This is a genomic window from Bordetella saccharivorans (genome assembly GCF_045862855.1).
Taxonomy (GTDB): domain Bacteria; phylum Pseudomonadota; class Gammaproteobacteria; order Burkholderiales; family Burkholderiaceae_B; genus Bordetella_A; species Bordetella_A petrii_F.
In genome coordinates this window covers 4,570,604-4,586,534 of the sequence record NZ_BAAFZO010000001.1, presented here as the reverse complement: position 1 = coordinate 4,586,534, position 15,931 = coordinate 4,570,604, and the positions used below count along the sequence as shown (strand labels likewise).

Genomic DNA, 15,931 nt, shown 5'->3' with positions numbered 1-15,931 from the left:
CCACGGCTGATCATGCAAATTCCCGAATCCTGGCTGCGCGCCCTGGTCAACCCCGCGATCACAACCGATGAACTGGCGCACCGGCTCACCATGGCCGGCCTGGAAGTCGAAGAAACCGCGCCCGCCGCGCCGCCCTTCGCCGGCGTGGTGGTGGCCCGCATCGCCGCCATCGCCCCGCATCCCGACGCCGACAAGCTGCGCGTCTGCCAGGTCGACGACGGCTCGGGCGACCTGCTGCAGATCGTCTGCGGCGCGCCCAACGCGGCCGCCGGGCTGACCGTGCCGCTGGCGCGCGTGGGCGCCGAACTGCCCGGTGGCATCAAGATCGGCGTGGCCAAAATGCGCGGCGTGCAATCGGCCGGCATGCTGTGTTCGGCGCGCGAGCTGGGCCTGTCGCAGGACCACGCCGGCCTGCTCGAACTGCCTGCCGAACTGGCGCCCGGCCAGTCGCTGCGCGAGGCGCTCGATCTCGACGACACGCTGTTCACGCTGAAGCTCACGCCCAACCGCGCCGACTGCCTGTCGATCCTGGGCGTGGCGCGCGAAGTCGCCGCCCTGACCGGCGCGCCGCTGTCGGTGCCGAGTGCCGCCGCGGTGCCGGTCACGCTGGCGGACCGCCTGCCGGTGTCGATCCAGGCGCCCGATCTCTGCGGCCGCTTCGCCGGCCGCGTCATCCGCGGCGTGAACGCGCGCGCCGCCACGCCTGCCTGGATGAAAACCCGGCTCGAGCGGGCAGGGCAGCGCTCGGTGTCGGCGCTGGTCGATATCTCCAACTACGTCATGCTCGAGCTGGGCCGTCCGTCGCACGTATTCGACCTGGACAAGATCCGCGGCGACATCGAGGTGCGCTGGGCCCGCGAAGGCGAAAGCCTCGAATTGCTCAACGGCCAGACAATCGAGCTCAACCCCAAGGTGGGCGTGGTGGTCGCCGGCGACCAGGTCGAGAGCCTGGCGGGCATCATGGGCGGCGAAGCCACGGCCGTCACCCTGGACACTTCCAATATCTACGTCGAGGCCGCTTTCTGGTGGCCGGAGTCCATCGCCGGCCGCGCGCGGCGCTACAAATTCAGCTCCGAGGCCAGCCATCGCTTCGAGCGCGGCGTCGACTACGCCAGCATCCCGGAACACCTCGAGTTCATCACGCGCCTGATCCTCGACATCTGCGGCGGCCAGGCCGGCCCGCTGGATGACCAGGTCGCCAGGCTGCCCAGCCGCGAGCCGGTGCGCATGCGCCTGTCGCGGTGCCATCGCGTGCTGGGCGTGCCCGTGCCGCAGGCCGAAGTGGCACAGATCTTCACCCGCCTGGGGCTGCCCCACCAGGTGCAGGGCGACGACTTCATCGTCGAGCCGCCGTCGTACCGTTTCGACCTGACGCTCGAAGAAGACCTCATCGAGGAAGTGGCCCGCATCTACGGCTTCGAGCGCCTGCCCGACGTGCCGCCGATGGCGCCGGCCAAGATGTTCTCGCAGCCCGAGGAGCGCCGCGGCCCGCACCTGCTGCGCCGCCTGGCCGCCGCGCAGGACTACCAGGAAGTGGTCAACTACAGCTTCGTGGAAGCCGACTGGGAGCGCGACTACGCCGCCAACGGCAACCCGGTGCGCTTGCTCAACCCCATTGCCAGCCATTTGTCGGTGATGCGCTCCAGCCTCATCGCCGGCCTGGTGGCGAACATCCGCTACAACGCCAATCGCAAGCAGACGCGTGTGCGGGTCTTCGAACTGGGGCGCGTGTTCCTGCGCGATGCCGGCCATGCCGACGGCCCGCTCGAGGTGGCCGGCGTGCGCCAGCCGCTGCGGCTGGCCGGCGCGGCCTGGGGGCCGGCGCTGGAAGAGCAATGGGGCACGCCCACCCGACACGTCGATTTCTACGACGTCAAGATGGACGTGATGGCGCTGTTCGGCGCGCGCGCCGGCCAGTTGCGCTTCGAGCCCGCCGTCCACCCCGCATTGCACCCGGGCCGCAGCGCCCGCATCGACCTGGACGGTCAGCCGGTGGGCTGGCTCGGCGAGCTGCATCCGCGCTGGGCCTTGCAGGCCGAGCTGCCGCACGCGCCGGTGGTGTTCGAGCTGGATGCCGACGCGCTGTCGCAAGGGCGCCTGCCGCAGGTGCGCGACCTGTCGCGCCAGCCAATGGTGGTGCGCGACCTGGCGCTGTGGGTCGACCTGGGTGTCAGCGCCCAGGCCATGCTGGACACGGTGGCCGCCACGGTGGCGGCCGATCCGCAACTGGCGGTGGTGCAGGATGTGCGCCTGTTCGATGTATGGCGCGAGAAATCCCGCGACAGCCAGTCGCCCGCCGCTGAAAAAAGCCTTGCCTTCCGCTTCTGGCTACAGGACACTGAAGTCACGCTGGACGAAGCCCGCGTGGCCGATTGCCTGGCCCGCATCAACCAGGCGCTGGCGTCCGCCCATGGCGCGCGGCAGCGCACATGAACAAGGGGACTTCCATGCTTGCCGAGCCGCGTACCCTGACCAAGGCCGAACTCGCCGAACTGCTGTTCGAGCGGGTGGGGCTGAACAAGCGCGAAGCCAAGGACATCGTCGATACGTTCTTCGAGGAAATCCGCGACGCCCTGGCGCGCGGCGACTCGGTCAAGCTGTCGGGCTTCGGCAATTTCCAGGTGCGCAACAAGCCGCCGCGTCCCGGACGCAATCCCAAGACCGGCGAGACCATCCCCATTGCAGCGCGCCGTGTCGTCACCTTCCATGCCAGCCAGAAGCTCAAGAGCGTGGTCGAGCAAGCCGAGCCGGCAGGTGCGCCCGACGGCGGGGAGTGATACGCTTTGTCGGCAATTGTTATCGGCTCACGACGCACCACGGCATAAAATCCTTCCATGACCCGTCCCGACTCCACCGTTGCGCTTCCGCCCATTCCCGCCAAACGCTATTTCACTATTGGCGAAGTCAGCGATCTCTGCGGCGTCAAGCCGCACGTGCTGCGCTACTGGGAACAAGAATTCACGCAGCTCAAGCCGGTGAAGCGGCGTGGCAATCGCCGCTACTATCAGCACCATGAAGTCCTGCTGATCCGCCGCATCCGTTCGTTGCTGTACGAGCAAGGCTTCACCATCAGCGGGGCCCGCAATCGCCTCGGCGATGCGCGCGACACGCCGCACGACCAGGACGCCGCCGTGCGCTTGAGCGCCGCCGAAATCCAGGCGCTGCGCACCGAGCTCGGCAATGTCTCGGCCATGCTGGCCGAAGCCCTGGGCGAAAAACCGGCAGCCGCGGCGCCTGCCGGCAACGCTTCGCACTGAAAATTTCCCATCGAAAACCTGCATGAGCCATGCAGGTTTTTTCCCGTTCTGATATACTCTTTTTCTTTCGGGGCGTAGCGCAGCCTGGTAGCGCACTTGCATGGGGTGCAAGGGGTCGCGAGTTCGAATCCCGCCGTCCCGACCAGCAGTTCCAAGGGAGTTAGTGATAACAGTCACTAACTCCCTTTTCCTTTGTTGGGGGCTTTCCACCAAGCTTCCCGGTGCTTCATCAGCGCTGTCGATGCGGGGTTGCGCGTGGCGGGCGCGACGGCCGGCAGGGTCTTGCCGCGTTGTTGGCCTGGTTTCGGCGTGAAGCCATGGGACCGGACGAATTCCCGGTTCTTTGCCGAAGTGAAGGGTATCTGGAATAGCGGACCAGGTGGTGGGTTGTCCATTCACCCGGGAAGATAAGAGAACCGCCGTAGCTGATTACCAGTACGGCGGTTTGTTCTCACGGCTCGATGCCGCTTCCGGCAGGTCAAACGCGAACGGATGAAGCCGGCCGGAGGCTGATCTTGCCGTTTATCGCAACGATATCAAAGCGGCAGGCCGCCACCACCAATCCCGCCAAGAATGCTGCCGATCAGGCCCAAAATCGACTCCAACAATCCATTGATCAAGTCCATGACGATCACCTCTTGTTAGTTGATTCCTATACCAGGCCCCACTTGAAAAGCGAAGCTTTGGCCCAATGTCAAGTTATTGCTTGACCTTTCAATTTTACCACTAAACATTGCATTTTTGTGTCGAATTGGTTTGCCGGTGTTGTGGGTGGCGGCATTTGGCGTTTGGCGTTTCGGCGATTTTCGCGGCGGCCACGCAATCGCTTGCGTCATTGGCAGCAGGATCGAGGTGGTCGGCAGGTGGAGCCGGGCGGCCTGGGCACGGTGCCAAGCCCTTGCTTGTCGTCGATCAAACAGACATCGCGCCAAGGTCGGCAATGGGCTTGCTGGCGACCTGGACCTGGCGTCTGATGGTTCTTTCGACCCGAAGGAGATCGACCATGACCGCCATGATGAAAGCCGCCGTATTCGTCGCGCCCGGCCGCATCGAGCTTGCCGACAAGCCCGTTCCCGACGTCGGCCCCAACGATGCGCTGGTGCGCATCACCACCACCACGATCTGCGGCACTGACATCCATATCCTCAAGGGCGAATACCCGGTCGCCGCCGGGCTGACCGTCGGACACGAGCCGGTCGGCATCATCGAGAAGCTGGGCAGCGCGGTGGCGGGCTACGAAGAAGGGCAGCGCGTCATCGCCGGCGCGATCTGCCCCAACTTCAATTCATACGCCGCCCAGGATGGCGCGCCGTCGCAGGATGGCAGCTACCTGGTGCCGCGCGGCCTGTGCGGGTGCCACGGCTACAAGGCCACCGCCGGCTGGCGCTTCGGCAATATCATCGACGGCACCCAGGCCGAGTACGTGCTGGTGCCGGACGCCCAGGCCAACCTGGCGCCAGTTCCCGACGGCCTGACGGACGAGCAGGTGCTGATGTGCCCCGACATCATGTCGACCGGCTTCAAGGGCGCCGAGAACGCCGGCATCCGCATCGGCGACACCGTCGTGGTCTTCGCGCAAGGCCCCATCGGCCTGTGCGCCACCGCCGGCGCTCGCCTGTCCGGCGCCACCACCATCATCGCGGTGGACGGCAACGAACACCGGCTCGACATCGCCCGCAAGATGGGCGCCGACGTGGCCTTGAATTTCAAGGAATGCGACGTGGTGCAGGAGGTCATGTCGCTGACCCGCGGCCGCGGCGCCGACGCCGCCATCGAGGCGCTCGGCACCCAGGCAACCTTCGAGTCGGCCCTGCGCGTCCTGAAGCCGGGCGGCACGCTGTCGAGCCTGGGCGTGTACTCGCAGGACTTGCGTATTCCACTCGACGCGTTCGCCGCCGGCCTGGGGGACCACCGGATCGTCACGGCCCTGTGCCCCGGCGGCAAGGAGCGCATGCGGCGCCTGTTGAATGTGGTCGAATCGGGCCGCGTCGGCCTGGAGCTGCTGGTGACGCATGAATATCGGCTCGACGACATCGTGGCGGCCTACGAGCTGTTCGCCAACCAGCGCGACAACGTGCTGAAGGTGGCGGTCAAGCCATAGCCGCGCGCATGCCTTGCGCCGGCGGGCGCAAGGCCGTTCAGGTGGTGCGGCCGGTGGCTGGCGTAGCCAGATAGGACCGGACCGCCTCCACCGAGGGGCCGACCTGGCGGACGGCCTCTTGCAGCTGTTCCAGCGTGACGCCGAATTGCTCGCTCCAGTAGCGGCGTTCCCATTCCTCATCGATATTGACGCGCGCGCGATCGCGCGGTCCGCGGTCTTGGAGGTTGTCGCTCATTGCTCTCTCCAGGAGGATGACACCCGGATGCCAGCAAGCGCCATGCCGCCGGTATTACATTAGGTAAGGGTAATTCCGTCCTACTTTGTGGTCCGAACTGCACTACAGTGGGCCGCGCTGTGAAGTTTTTTTCGCATGCGCAACCACCAAGGAGACGAAAACATGAATAGAGCCATGACGGCCTGGAGCGACTACAAACCCAGCAAGACCATCTGGTTTTGGTCGTGCGTGGGCGCCGCCGTGCTGACGATGATCGTCGGCTTCACGGCCGGCGGCTGGGTCACCGGCAAGACCGCGACGGAACAGGCACAAGCATCCACCGAGGCCGCAGTGGCGCAACTGGCGGCGGGCATCTGCGTGCATCGCTTCATGGCTGCGCCAGATGCGCAGGCCAAGCTGGCCGCGCTGCAATCGGCGGACTCCTGGAAGCGCGACACCATGATCGAAGAGGGCGGCTGGGTGACGTTCGGCGATGCCAAGACCCCGGTGGACGGGGCTGCCGACCTGTGCGCCAGCCAGTTGATGCAATCCGGCACGGGCGCGGCGGGCACCATGCCCAAGACCAGCGGACCTTCCTGATCAAGCGTCCGCGGAGAGCTCCGATATCTCGATCAGGTTCAAGTCGGGGTCGCGCAGATATACCGAGCGGATCTTGCCGGTGGCGCCGGTGCGCGCCACCGGCCCTTCGATGATGCGCGCCCCGGCCGCCTCGAGCCGCAGGATGACCTTGTCCAGCGGCCGGTCCGCGATGAAGCACAAGTCGAGCGCGCCGGGCACGGGCAGGTGGGCCTTGGGCTCGAACTCGCTGCCGCGCACGTGCAGGTTGATCTTCTGGTTGCCGAAGCAGAGCGCCTGCCGGCCCTGGCCGAAGGTCTCCAGGCGCATGCCCAGGATGCGCGTGTAGAAATCGATGGTGGCGCGGGGATCGGTGCAGGTGAGCACCAGGTGGTCCAGGTGGTCGATCATGGCGTGTCCTCGGTGCAGAGTGGCCGGACGGACCGGCGTGGCGGGCGGCGCAGTCACATTCTCGCCATGATAGTGAAATTGTCCTGTCGCATCCCGGGAATACCCTGCAGGCATGACTGACTCTTGCATCCCGAGGGGCATTCGTGAATATCGCGAAAGGCGTGCGTATCGATGGGTATCGTATTCACTGCGATGTGATCGAGTTGCGCTCCGGACAATATCAATTGGCCGTCAGCTCGCATGTGGACGGCAACCCCGATACTGAGCAGGTGTGGCAGGTGCCGGACTGGGAGCCTTGCAACCAGTTGGCGGAGGCCGAGCGGCGAGCGCAGCGCCTGCTGAAGAGAATCAAGCGGGTGGGGGAGTCGGGCGAGCCCGTGTACGGGCAGTGAGCCGGGCGCCGCCGGGCGCGTCTCAAATGAAGAGCGCCCCAGCTCGGGACGAGTCTGAGGCGCTCTTGCCGGGTTTCGCACGCATGGGTGTCAGAACGCCCGGCAATTTCAATTTAGCGCTGCCCGGCACCCCGGGCAAGCAGAAAATCGTTTCAGGGCTGTTACGGCGAGGGGCCGTGGCCCAAGGCTTGCGGGCGGCCGTGTGCTATCGTAGGCCAAGCACTACTCAATGATGGACGCCATGGCGCGTATGAAGATTCAACAAGGCGAGCTGGCGCACTGGCTGCAGTTCGTCGCCGACGGCGGGGCCGTGGCGCGCGAGCGGGTGCCGGCGCACCTGGCCGAGGCCCTGCTGATCCTGCGCTGCGTGCGTGAAAACGACAGCGGCGACCTGGAACTGACCGACAAGGGCCGCCTGGCCCTGCGCATGGAATCACCCGGCGCCATTCACCTCGGTTAGGGAATCTACGGGCGTTTTTCCGGCCCGGCCCCAGTAAGATGAACTTGCGTGCCGCCCGCGCGTCCAATTGTCATGCGGACCTGATAAATGGACCCCGCCAGCGCCACGCGTGGATTCACGCGTTGGGGTAACCGACTGGGAGGAAGCCATGCAGCATCATGACCAGGAAGTACTGATCGACGTTTCCACAGCGGCCATGGATACCGGCGGATACGGTGTACTGCTGACGGTAACGGCCGAAGGAGGCACCGAAGTGGATGCCGCCTTTTCCTACCTGGGCGATTGCGCCTCGTTGCACGAGGCGCGCGACCGGGCCGAGATCTTCGCCCAGAACTGGGTGGAAGAAAACATCTTTCGCTGACGGGCCTGCATACCGGGGCGCCCCGCCATGACGGTCGATCACTGGTGGGGCCGGTTGCGCCGCAAATCCGGGTTATCGTCGCTGTTTCGTCATTTGGGGCGCGCGCAACCGGCGCGCCGCGTAGCGATGGCCACCGCTGTCATTCCTCCTCAACTCTCCAGCACCATCCTGGCCCTGCGCCAGCATTTCAACGACGTGATCCTGCCGCTCTGGATGGGGCGCGGCTTCAACGAGCGCATGGGCCTGCCGTTCGAGGCAGTGGCCGGCGATACCGGCTTGCCGCTGGCGCCGGTACGCTACCGCGCGATGGCCTGCGCGCGGCAGTTGTATTTGTATGCGGCCGCGCCGGGGGCGGCGCATGCGCAGCACGCGGACCTGCTGTTCGAGGGGTTGTGCCGCCATTTCCGCGACGAGCGGCATGGCGGCTGGCGCTACAGCATCGATCCGGAAGGCCGGCCGCTCGACGATACCCAGGACCTGTACACGCACGCTTTCGTGGTGTTTGCCTGCGCCGCCTATTTCGAGCGCTCGCGCAATGCACAGGCGCGCCAGATGCTGCTGCAGGCGGCCGAGTTGATCGAGGCGCGGTTCCGCAGGCCCGACGGCTTGTACCATGCCGCGCTCTCGGCTGACTGGCGCCAGGTGCGCCAGGGGCCGGCGCAGAATCCGGTCATGCACTTGACCGAGGCCTATCTGGCGGCGGCGCGAGTGGCCGAGCCGGCCTGGTTTGCGCAGACGCTGCGGGGCATGGCCCAGGGGGTCGCTGACGCCTTCCTGCATGCGCCCAGCCAGTGCATCGCCGAGGCGCCGGTCGGTACGCCGGACAACCGCATCGAGCCGGGCCATCAATTCGAATGGTTCGTGCTGCTCGACAGCGCCCCGGCCGTGTTCGCCGAGCTCGACCTGACCCTGGCGCTGCCGCGCGGCTGCGGCTGGGCGCGCCAGCATGGGGTCGACGGCGCTACCGCCGGCGTACGCGCGGCGCTGCATGAAGACGGGCAGATACGCGACGCCACCGAGCGGATCTGGGCCCAGACCGAATATGCCCGCTATCTGGCCGCTACGGGGGACTGGCAGGCGCTCGCCGGCCAATTGGCCGGCCTGCGCGACCGCTTCCTGCATCCGGGCGGCTGGCGTGAATGCCTGAACCCGGACGGTTCGCTGGCGCGCGCCGACATGCCCTCGACCACGCCTTACCACCTGGCCACCTGCTACGCGGCCTTGCCGGGCTGAAGCCCGGCGTGCCGGACGGCCATAATCCCGCCTCTCGATTACAATTTGGCAGGTTATGTGTCGAGGTATTGCATGAGCGTCATGTGTGTAGCCTGCCAGGCCATTGCGCCGGGCCTGCCGGGCGTGGCGCCGCACGCGCGGCTCGGGCACCAGGGTTTCATCCATTCAGAGCAAAAGGGGCGCGAAGGCTGCCGGGAGGACCGCTTCCGCTGCCTGGAGTGCGGCGCCAAATGGCTGCGCGAAACCGACAAATGGGGCACCGACCAGGGGTTCAGGCTGGCCCCGTAGCGCCGCCGCCGGCCTCGCCGGGGGAGAGCGGCCGGATGCGGCCGGCCGGCAGCCAGTAGATTGCGGCGTCGCGCTCCTGCACGTCGAGCGGCGCCAGGCGGCCGTTCTTGCACGGGCCGCCCACGCACAGCCCGGTGTCGGGCTGGTAGGTGGCGCCATGGCGGGCGCACATGAGCAGGTCGCCGGCCCGCGTGAAGAAACTGCCTTCCCAGTCGAGCTCGACGCCGACGTGGGCGCAGCGATTCAGGTAGCCATGCACGCGGCCCTGGTAGCGGATGAAGAATACGGTGGCGGGGCTGTCGCCATCGGTGGCGGGCAGCTTGATGCCCAGGCCGCCGTCGGCCAGTGCGGCACTGGCGCAGACGCGGACGGCGGTGGGCGGGACGGCAGCGGACATGGCGGGCACAGGGCGCAAAGAGGCCGATATTCGGCGAGGACGGCCGGCGTGTCAAACGACCCGGCTCAGGCCAGCGCCGGGTCGGCCGCGCCGGCCTGCTGGCGTTCCCACATGGCCGCGTAGGGGCCGCCGCGCGCCAGCAGCGCCGCATGCCGGCCCCTTTCCACCACGCGGCCGTCGCCCAGCACGATGATTTCGTCGGCATCGGCGATGGTGGACAGGCGATGCGCGATGATGAGTGTGGTGCGGCCCTGGCTGACTTCGCGCAGGTTGGCCTGGATTTCCCGCTCGGTGTGCGTGTCGAGTGCGCTGGTGGCCTCGTCGAACAGGAAGATCGACGGGTTCTTCAAGATGGTGCGGGCGATGGCCACGCGCTGCTTTTCGCCGCCCGACAGCTTCAGGCCGCGCTCGCCCACCATGGTGCGGTAGCCGTCGGGCATGCTCATGACCAGCTCGTGGATATGGGCCAGGCGCGCCGCCGCCTGGACTTCGCCATCGCTGGCGCCGGGCCGCCCGTACGCGATGTTGTAGTGGATGGTGTCGTTGAACAGCACGGTGTCCTGCGGCACGACGCCGATGCTCGCGCGCAGGCTGGCCTGGGTGACGCCGCGCACGTCCTGGCCGTCTACCAGGATGGCGCCGCCGTCCACGTCGTAGAAGCGGAACAGCAGCCGCGCCAGGGTCGACTTGCCGGCGCCCGAAGTGCCGACCACCGCCACCGTGCGGCCGGCCGGGATGCGGAAGCTCACGCCTTTCAGGATGGGGCGGCGCGGATCGTAGCCGAACACGACGTCGCGGAACTCCACCTCGGCGCCGGCCAGCCGCAGCGGGGCGGCGCCGGGGCTGTCGGCCACTTCGCGCTGCTGGCCCAGCAGCTCGAACATGCGTTCCATGTCGATCAGCGACTGCTTGATCTCGCGGTAGATGAAGCCGAAGAAGCTGAGCGGATCGTAGAGCTGCAGCAGGTAGGTATTGACGAGCACGAAGTCGCCCAGCGTGTAGCGGCCGGCCGCGATGCCGTTGGCGGCCATCCACATCACCGCGGTGAGGCCGGCCGAGATGATGACCGCCTGGCCGATGTTGAGGATGGACAGGCTGACCTGGCTGCGCACCGCGGCGCGTTCATAGCGGGTCAGCGATGCGTCGTAGCGACGCGCCTCGTGCTCTTCGTTGCCGAAGTACTTCACCGTCTCGTAGTTCAGCAGGCTCTCGACCGCCTTGGTGTTGGCCTCGGAGTCGGTCTCGTTCATGAGGCGGCGGAACTTGGTGCGCCATTCGGTGACTACCAGCGTGTACGCGAGATACAGCGCCACGGTGAGGGCCGTGGCGGCGGCCAGCCAGATGTCGAACATGCGCCACAGCACGACGCAGACCAGGCCGATCTCGAAGAAGGTGGGCAGCACGTTGAACAGCAGGAACGACAGCAGCGTCTGGATGCCCTTGGTGCCGCGCTCGATCGCGCGCGTCAGCCCGCCGGTCTGGCGCGACAGGTGAAAGCGCAACGCCAGGGCATGCAGGTGGCGGAAAATCTGCAGCCCGACCGCGCGGATCGCGTGCTGTCCGACGCGGGCGAACACCGCGTCGCGCAGTTCCGAGAACAGCAGCGAAAAGACCCGCGCGGCGCCATAGGCCAGGATCAGGCCGACCGGCACGGCCACGGCGCCGCCGGTATTCTTGCCCAGCTCGTCGATGGCCGATTTGTACAGGATCGGCACATACACCACCGCCGCCTTGGCGGCCAGCAGGCTGGCCAGGGCGATGACGACCCGCGCCTTCAGGCCGTGGCGACCGCGCGGCCATAGATAGGGAAGCAGGGTGCGCAGCGTGGCGAGGCTGCCGCGCTCGGGGCGGGGGGAGGCTGGCGGGGACATGGCGTGCGCAAGAGTGGCGGCGCGCGCCCATCGGCCGCGCTGCCGGCATTATCGGCTACGCCGTGCGCGCCGGCCGGAAAATCCCGCCGGCGCGCGGGGACTTGTCAATCCACGCTCGCTCCGGAGGCGCGCACGACCTCGCCCCACTTGGCAACGTCGGCGCGCAGCAGGGCGGCGAATTCTTCGGGGCTGGTGGCAAAGGGCTCGGCGCCCTGGGCGGTGAAGCGCTCGATCACCTGCGGGTCGCGCAGCGCGGCGTTGACGTCCCGGTTGATCCTGGCGATGCGCTCGGCGGGGGTGTCCTTGGGGGCCATCAGGCCGAACCAGGGGTTTACGTCGAAGCCCTGCAGGCCGGCCTCGGCAATGGTCGGGATGCTGTCGAAGGCGCTGGCGCGGCGCGCGCTGGTGACGGCGATGGGCCGCAGCGCGCCGCTCTTGATCGAGCCGGCCACCGACGGCAGGCTGGTGAACACCACGTCGATGCGGCCGCCGCGCAGGTCCTGCAGCGCGGCGGCCGCGCCCCGGTACGGGACGTGCTGCAGCGGTACCTTGGCGGCACTGCTGAACATTTCGCCCAGCAGGTGGTTGACCGAGCCATTGCCGGCCGAGCCGTAGGTGATGCGGCCCTGGCGGGCCGCCTGGATCACGTCCTGCACGGTCTTGAAGGGCGCGTCCGGACGGGTGACCAGCACGAAGGGCAGGGTGGCCAGCGTGGCCACCGGGGCGAAGTCGGTGCCCGGGTCGAACGACAACTGCTTGTACAAGGCGCCATTGATGGCCTGCGTGCCGACGTAGCTCATCAGCAGCGTGTAGCCGTCGGCGTCGGCCCCCAGCACGGCTTCCATGCCGAGATTGCCGCCCGCCCCGGCGCGGTTCTCGACCACCACCGATTGGTGCCAGGTATCGCCCAGGCGCTGGCCGATGATGCGCGCCAGCGTATCGGAGGCCCCGCCCGGCGTCTGCGGCACGACGATGCGCACGGGATGGTCGGGATAGTCCTGGGCCGCGACGGCCGGCCCGGCCAGGGCAAGCGACAGGAACAGGGCGGCGGCCCGGCGAACGTAGCGCATGTCTCTCTCCTTGTTGGCGGCCGGCGCATGCCGCCCGCGAGCCGTGTGTGCCGGCCGCCGTCATGCTAGGCAGACTTTTGTTCTGCATCAAGGACGAAAGTTCGATATTCTGAACAAACGGCACTCGAACGGCCGGCCGAGGCCATCGGGGGCGCGATTTCCGCGCCGCGCCGGCTATCCGGAGGACGCTCATGCCAGATTCCGGCGTTACCGCCATCGAACGCATACTCGACATTTTCGAGGCTTTCCAGGCCAGTCAGCGCCCGCTGTCGCTGACCGAGCTGGCCGAGGCCACGGGCATCCCCAAGAGCACCTGCCATGCCATCGTGGCCACGCTGGGCGCGCGCGGATACCTGTATTCGCTGACGCGGCCGCGTTCCCTGTATCCGACCAAGCGCCTGTTCGATGTGGCGCGCGATATCCTGGCGCAGGACCCATTCGTGGAACGCATGACGCCGGCGCTGGAGCGGCTGCGCGATGCCCTGCGCGAGACCGTCATCCTCGGCAAGCGGCAGGGCGACGCGGTGGTCTACCTGCAGGTGCTCGAGGGGCTGCATTCGATCCGCTATTCGGCCCGGCCAGGCGAAATCAAGCCGCTGCATTCCAGTTCGATCGGCAAGGCCCTGCTGGGCTGCATGAAAGAAGCCGACCTGAAGGCGTGGCTGGCCACCCATGCGCTGGCCGGCGTCACGCCGGCCACGCTGACCGATCCGCAGGCCCTGTGGGCGGACATCCAGCGCGGGCGCCGCCAGGGGTATTTCCAGACGCGCGGGGAGAACGTCGACGATGTCTGGGCGGTGGCGACATCGCTGGTGTTGCACCAGGAGACTTTCGCGATTGCCGTGGCCGGCCCCAGGCATCGCATGCAGGCGGCCATGGCGGAGTGCGCCGGGCACTTGGTGGTGGCCTGCGGCGCCATCCTGCGCCAGGCGCTGCCCGCATGAGGCCACGCATTGGGCGCTGCGCGGCCGCGGCGCTATCATGCCAGGGAAAACCCGTTCGTGCGGGGGAGTCCGCACTCAACCTCATTGACATCGGAGGTCTCATGGCGAAGGTTCCCGTAGTGAAGCTCAACGACGGCAATACGATTCCGCAACTGGGCCTGGGAGTCTGGCAAGTGCCGGACAACGAGGCGGCGCGTTGCGTGAAGGAGGCGCTGGCGGCGGGGTACCGGCTGGTGGACACGGCTGCCATCTACGGCAATGAGGCTGGCGTGGGCGAGGGCCTGCGCGCGGCCGGGTTGGGCCGCAAGGAATTGTTCGTGACCACCAAGCTCTGGAACGACAGGCACGGCTACGACGAGGCGCAGCGGGCCATGGACGAGAGCCTGCGCAAGCTCGGCCTGGCCTATGTGGACCTGTACCTGATCCACTGGCCGGTGGCGGGCAGCGACAAGTACCTGGATGCCTGGCGCGCGCTGGTCGCCATGAAGGAAGACGGCCGCGCGCGTTCCATCGGCGTGTCCAATTTCCCGCCGGCGCAACTGCAGCGGCTCATCGACGAGACCGGCGTGGCGCCGGCGGTCAACCAGGTCGAGCTGCATCCCGGGTTCGCCCAGAAGGCATTGCGGACATTCCATGCCGACCAGGGCATCGCCACGCAATCCTGGAGCCCGCTCGGCCAGGGCACGGTGATGCAGGACCAGACGCTGGCGGCGCTGGCCGGCAAATACGGCAAATCGGCCGCGCAGGTCACGCTGCGCTGGCATGTGCAGAACGGCTTGATCGCGATTCCGAAATCCGTCACGCCCGAGCGCATCCGCGCCAATATCGACGTGTTCGATTTCGAGCTGTCGGCGCAGGACATGGCGGCCATCGACGGCCTGCCCGAGACCGGGCGGCTGGGTCCCGACCCGGAGCGCTTCAAGGGCTAGCGGCGGCCGGCCCTCAGGAGCGGGACGGGGGGAACCACCAGTACCGCGCGATGACCGCCAGCAGGGCCGCCAGCGACAGCCAGGAAGCCCAGTGCCACAGGCCCGTGCCCAGCAGGGCGGCGAGCAATCCGAAGACGCTCAGCACGCCCAGCACGATGGGGGCGCCCCAGATGAACCAGAAACGGCTGCGCGGGGTCATGCGGGGCTCCGTTGGGGCGTCGCGGCCTGCTGGTGGCGGCGCACCAGTTCGGCGACGCGCGCGTCGGTCGCCTTGCGGCGGGCCAGCCACAGGTACAGGCCGCTGCCCAGCACCACGATGGCGATCACATCGAGCAGGGCCCAGAGTATCTTGAGCGGCATGCCGCCATAATCGCCGAAGTGCAGCGGACGCGACAGCTCCAGCGCGGTCAGGTACCACGGCATGCGCGCCACCGCGCTGAGTTCGCCGGTGACTCCGTCGACCAGCACGGGCGTGTTCAGCTTCGAGGTCAGGGGCGTATTGCCCTTGAGCCACACGATGTAATGATGCGGGCTGCCGAAGGCGTTGCCGGGGAACGAAATGAACGACACTTCGCGGCCGGGCACTGCCTGCATGGCGGTGTCGGCGGCGCTTTGCACCGAAGCCAGCTGGGTGGGCACGCTGCGGCCCTGGTAGGGCGCCAGCATGCGCGGCAGTTCGGTGGACTGCCACAGGCGGAACAAGGGCGTGGACAATTCGTTGATGACGCCGGTCACGCCCACCACGAATACCCACACCAGGGTGACGATGCCCAGCAGATTGTGCAGGTCGAGCCATTTCAGGCGCGTCGAGCGTCCGGCGCGGATGGTGCCGAACTCGAGCTTTTTCATGAACGGACCGTACAGCACCACGCCCGATACGGTGGCCACCACGAACAGCAGCCCCATGAAGCCCAGGAACAGTTCGCCCGGCAGGCCGGCGAACAGGTCCACGTGCAGCGCCAGCATGATGCCCATGAACGAGAAGCGGTCGTCGGCATACAGGGGCCCGTCGTGCAGGACTTCGGCGGTGCGTGCGTCCACTCGCACGGCATGGCCTTTTTCGACCCCCTTGCCCAGTTCCGGCACCATGCCGACCCAGATCTGGGGCTCGTGGTCGTCCATGAACAGATAGTCGATGTGCTCGGCGGGGTACAGCGCCTTGCCCTGCGCCACCGCCTGGTCCAGGCTGATGCTGGGCGTGCCCTCGGGAAGCTCGGCCACCGGCTTGCCTTCGTCGAGCAGATGCTCGATCTCGTGGTGGAAGATCAGCGGCAGCCCGGTCAAACAGATGACCAGCAAGAACAGGGTGCAGACCAGGCTGGTCCATTTGTGGACCAGATACCAAGTCTTGACGGTGGTCGCGGCGGTCATGGAGGGCAGGGGAATTGACTAAAACCTGAACGATATCATGAACAATATCGATTCTC

Annotated in this window: 19 protein-coding genes and 1 tRNA gene; 13 read left to right on the top strand and 7 right to left on the bottom strand. The window is 67.3% G+C overall.

The annotated features are described in order from the left end of the window. Positions 1 to 12 precede the first annotated feature (12 nt). From pheT to ACKTT0_RS21955, 5 genes are all read left to right on the top strand, one after another. Entirely contained in the window at positions 13 to 2,433 is a 2,421-nt protein-coding gene (pheT, locus tag ACKTT0_RS21975) for a phenylalanine--tRNA ligase subunit beta (protein ID WP_407851885.1), read from the top strand. Between the two features lie 14 nt (positions 2,434 to 2,447). Next, positions 2,448 to 2,777: an integration host factor subunit alpha gene (locus ACKTT0_RS21970; RefSeq protein WP_028355850.1), complete on the top strand. Its 330-nt coding sequence runs from the start codon at positions 2,448 to 2,450 to the stop codon at positions 2,775 to 2,777. A 57-nt stretch (positions 2,778 to 2,834) separates the two neighbouring features. After that, on the top strand, positions 2,835 to 3,257 hold the full coding sequence (locus ACKTT0_RS21965; RefSeq protein WP_407851884.1) for a MerR family transcriptional regulator: 423 nt from the start codon (positions 2,835 to 2,837) through the stop codon (positions 3,255 to 3,257). A 68-nt stretch (positions 3,258 to 3,325) separates the two neighbouring features. Next, a tRNA-Pro gene (locus ACKTT0_RS21960) sits at positions 3,326 to 3,402 on the top strand. 858 nt (positions 3,403 to 4,260) lie between these two features. Continuing rightward, positions 4,261 to 5,358 (top strand): NAD(P)-dependent alcohol dehydrogenase, encoded by a 1,098-nt coding sequence (locus ACKTT0_RS21955; RefSeq protein ID WP_407851883.1) that lies wholly within the window; start codon positions 4,261 to 4,263, stop codon positions 5,356 to 5,358. A 37-nt stretch (positions 5,359 to 5,395) separates the two neighbouring features. Here the strand turns inward: ACKTT0_RS21955 and ACKTT0_RS21950 are convergent, their stop codons facing one another. Then, positions 5,396 to 5,593: a DUF3606 domain-containing protein gene (locus tag ACKTT0_RS21950; protein WP_407851882.1), complete on the bottom strand. Its 198-nt coding sequence runs from the start codon at positions 5,591 to 5,593 to the stop codon at positions 5,396 to 5,398. A 162-nt stretch (positions 5,594 to 5,755) separates the two neighbouring features. Between ACKTT0_RS21950 and ACKTT0_RS21945 the strand changes: the two genes are divergently transcribed. Further along, complete coding sequence (locus ACKTT0_RS21945; RefSeq protein WP_407851881.1) at positions 5,756 to 6,172, top strand: hypothetical protein; 417 nt, start codon at positions 5,756 to 5,758, stop codon at positions 6,170 to 6,172. On the opposite strand, the gene ACKTT0_RS21940 is transcribed toward ACKTT0_RS21945, so the two are convergent. Then, positions 6,173 to 6,559: a VOC family protein gene (locus tag ACKTT0_RS21940; protein ID WP_407851880.1), complete on the bottom strand. Its 387-nt coding sequence runs from the start codon at positions 6,557 to 6,559 to the stop codon at positions 6,173 to 6,175. A gap of 143 nt (positions 6,560 to 6,702) precedes the next feature. Here ACKTT0_RS21940 and ACKTT0_RS21935 point away from each other — a divergent pair, with 143 nt between their 5' ends. The 5 genes from ACKTT0_RS21935 to ACKTT0_RS21915 all read left to right on the top strand — a co-directional run bounded on the left by ACKTT0_RS21935 (position 6,703) and on the right by ACKTT0_RS21915 (position 9,293). Further along, positions 6,703 to 6,951, top strand: a complete 249-nt coding sequence (locus tag ACKTT0_RS21935; RefSeq protein ID WP_407851879.1) for a hypothetical protein — start codon at positions 6,703 to 6,705, stop codon at positions 6,949 to 6,951. A 250-nt stretch (positions 6,952 to 7,201) separates the two neighbouring features. Further along, positions 7,202 to 7,411: a hypothetical protein gene (locus ACKTT0_RS21930; RefSeq protein WP_407851878.1), complete on the top strand. Its 210-nt coding sequence runs from the start codon at positions 7,202 to 7,204 to the stop codon at positions 7,409 to 7,411. Between the two features lie 148 nt (positions 7,412 to 7,559). Beyond that, on the top strand, positions 7,560 to 7,772 hold the full coding sequence (locus ACKTT0_RS21925; RefSeq protein WP_012249539.1) for a hypothetical protein: 213 nt from the start codon (positions 7,560 to 7,562) through the stop codon (positions 7,770 to 7,772). A gap of 126 nt (positions 7,773 to 7,898) precedes the next feature. Beyond that, entirely contained in the window at positions 7,899 to 9,005 is a 1,107-nt protein-coding gene (locus tag ACKTT0_RS21920) for an AGE family epimerase/isomerase (RefSeq protein ID WP_407851877.1), read from the top strand. Positions 9,006 to 9,077: 72 nt separating this feature from the next. Continuing rightward, positions 9,078 to 9,293, top strand: a complete 216-nt coding sequence (locus ACKTT0_RS21915; RefSeq protein ID WP_407851876.1) for a hypothetical protein — start codon at positions 9,078 to 9,080, stop codon at positions 9,291 to 9,293. On the opposite strand, the gene ACKTT0_RS21910 is transcribed toward ACKTT0_RS21915, so the two are convergent. From ACKTT0_RS21910 to ACKTT0_RS21900, 3 genes are all read right to left on the bottom strand, one after another. After that, positions 9,277 to 9,690: a Rieske (2Fe-2S) protein gene (locus tag ACKTT0_RS21910; RefSeq protein WP_407851875.1), complete on the bottom strand. Its 414-nt coding sequence runs from the start codon at positions 9,688 to 9,690 to the stop codon at positions 9,277 to 9,279. The two genes, ACKTT0_RS21915 and ACKTT0_RS21910, sit on opposite strands and share 17 nt — an antisense overlap. A gap of 65 nt (positions 9,691 to 9,755) precedes the next feature. Then, positions 9,756 to 11,561, bottom strand: a complete 1,806-nt coding sequence (locus ACKTT0_RS21905) for an ABCB family ABC transporter ATP-binding protein/permease (RefSeq protein ID WP_407851874.1) — start codon at positions 11,559 to 11,561, stop codon at positions 9,756 to 9,758. A 104-nt stretch (positions 11,562 to 11,665) separates the two neighbouring features. Continuing rightward, positions 11,666 to 12,631, bottom strand: a complete 966-nt coding sequence (locus ACKTT0_RS21900) for a Bug family tripartite tricarboxylate transporter substrate binding protein (RefSeq protein ID WP_407851873.1) — start codon at positions 12,629 to 12,631, stop codon at positions 11,666 to 11,668. 191 nt (positions 12,632 to 12,822) lie between these two features. Between ACKTT0_RS21900 and ACKTT0_RS21895 the strand changes: the two genes are divergently transcribed. Both ACKTT0_RS21895 and ACKTT0_RS21890 read left to right on the top strand, forming a co-directional pair. Next, a complete protein-coding gene (locus tag ACKTT0_RS21895) occupies positions 12,823 to 13,575 on the top strand; it encodes an IclR family transcriptional regulator (RefSeq protein WP_407851872.1) in 753 nt (250 codons plus the stop codon). Positions 13,576 to 13,676: 101 nt separating this feature from the next. After that, positions 13,677 to 14,504, top strand: a complete 828-nt coding sequence (locus tag ACKTT0_RS21890) for an aldo/keto reductase (RefSeq protein ID WP_407851871.1) — start codon at positions 13,677 to 13,679, stop codon at positions 14,502 to 14,504. Positions 14,505 to 14,517: 13 nt separating this feature from the next. On the opposite strand, the gene ACKTT0_RS21885 is transcribed toward ACKTT0_RS21890, so the two are convergent. Further along, the gene (locus ACKTT0_RS21885; RefSeq protein ID WP_407851870.1) at positions 14,518 to 14,703 is read right to left on the bottom strand and encodes a hypothetical protein; all 186 of its coding nucleotides are present in this window, start codon (positions 14,701 to 14,703) and stop codon (positions 14,518 to 14,520) included. Next, positions 14,700 to 15,875 carry a PepSY-associated TM helix domain-containing protein gene (locus ACKTT0_RS21880; protein ID WP_407851869.1) on the bottom strand — a complete coding sequence of 392 codons (1,176 nt, stop codon included), beginning with the start codon at positions 15,873 to 15,875 and terminating at the stop codon, positions 14,700 to 14,702. The genes ACKTT0_RS21885 and ACKTT0_RS21880 overlap by 4 nt, the downstream gene beginning before the upstream one ends. Between the last annotated feature and the right edge of the window lie 56 nt (positions 15,876 to 15,931).

What these genes read in the sequence shown, in the direction of transcription:
- ACKTT0_RS21900 (WP_407851873.1), bottom strand. Translation starts at nt 12,631, where the DNA reads ATGCGCTACGTTCGCCGGGCCGCCGCCCTGTTCCTGTCGCTTGCCCTG.
- pheT (WP_407851885.1), top strand. Translation starts at nt 13, where the DNA reads ATGCAAATTCCCGAATCCTGGCTGCGCGCCCTGGTCAACCCCGCGATC.
- ACKTT0_RS21965 (WP_407851884.1), top strand. Translation starts at nt 2,835, where the DNA reads ATGACCCGTCCCGACTCCACCGTTGCGCTTCCGCCCATTCCCGCCAAA.
- ACKTT0_RS21880 (WP_407851869.1), bottom strand. Translation starts at nt 15,875, where the DNA reads ATGACCGCCGCGACCACCGTCAAGACTTGGTATCTGGTCCACAAATGG.
- ACKTT0_RS21920 (WP_407851877.1), top strand. Translation starts at nt 7,899, where the DNA reads ATGGCCACCGCTGTCATTCCTCCTCAACTCTCCAGCACCATCCTGGCC.
- ACKTT0_RS21955 (WP_407851883.1), top strand. Translation starts at nt 4,261, where the DNA reads ATGACCGCCATGATGAAAGCCGCCGTATTCGTCGCGCCCGGCCGCATC.
- ACKTT0_RS21910 (WP_407851875.1), bottom strand. Translation starts at nt 9,690, where the DNA reads ATGTCCGCTGCCGTCCCGCCCACCGCCGTCCGCGTCTGCGCCAGTGCC.
- ACKTT0_RS21940 (WP_407851880.1), bottom strand. Translation starts at nt 6,559, where the DNA reads ATGATCGACCACCTGGACCACCTGGTGCTCACCTGCACCGATCCCCGC.
- ACKTT0_RS21925 (WP_012249539.1), top strand. Translation starts at nt 7,560, where the DNA reads ATGCAGCATCATGACCAGGAAGTACTGATCGACGTTTCCACAGCGGCC.
- ACKTT0_RS21885 (WP_407851870.1), bottom strand. Translation starts at nt 14,703, where the DNA reads ATGACCCCGCGCAGCCGTTTCTGGTTCATCTGGGGCGCCCCCATCGTG.
- ACKTT0_RS21930 (WP_407851878.1), top strand. Translation starts at nt 7,202, where the DNA reads ATGAAGATTCAACAAGGCGAGCTGGCGCACTGGCTGCAGTTCGTCGCC.
- ACKTT0_RS21890 (WP_407851871.1), top strand. Translation starts at nt 13,677, where the DNA reads ATGGCGAAGGTTCCCGTAGTGAAGCTCAACGACGGCAATACGATTCCG.
- ACKTT0_RS21950 (WP_407851882.1), bottom strand. Translation starts at nt 5,593, where the DNA reads ATGAGCGACAACCTCCAAGACCGCGGACCGCGCGATCGCGCGCGCGTC.
- ACKTT0_RS21905 (WP_407851874.1), bottom strand. Translation starts at nt 11,561, where the DNA reads ATGTCCCCGCCAGCCTCCCCCCGCCCCGAGCGCGGCAGCCTCGCCACG.
- ACKTT0_RS21895 (WP_407851872.1), top strand. Translation starts at nt 12,823, where the DNA reads ATGCCAGATTCCGGCGTTACCGCCATCGAACGCATACTCGACATTTTC.
- ACKTT0_RS21915 (WP_407851876.1), top strand. Translation starts at nt 9,078, where the DNA reads ATGAGCGTCATGTGTGTAGCCTGCCAGGCCATTGCGCCGGGCCTGCCG.
- ACKTT0_RS21945 (WP_407851881.1), top strand. Translation starts at nt 5,756, where the DNA reads ATGAATAGAGCCATGACGGCCTGGAGCGACTACAAACCCAGCAAGACC.
- ACKTT0_RS21970 (WP_028355850.1), top strand. Translation starts at nt 2,448, where the DNA reads ATGCTTGCCGAGCCGCGTACCCTGACCAAGGCCGAACTCGCCGAACTG.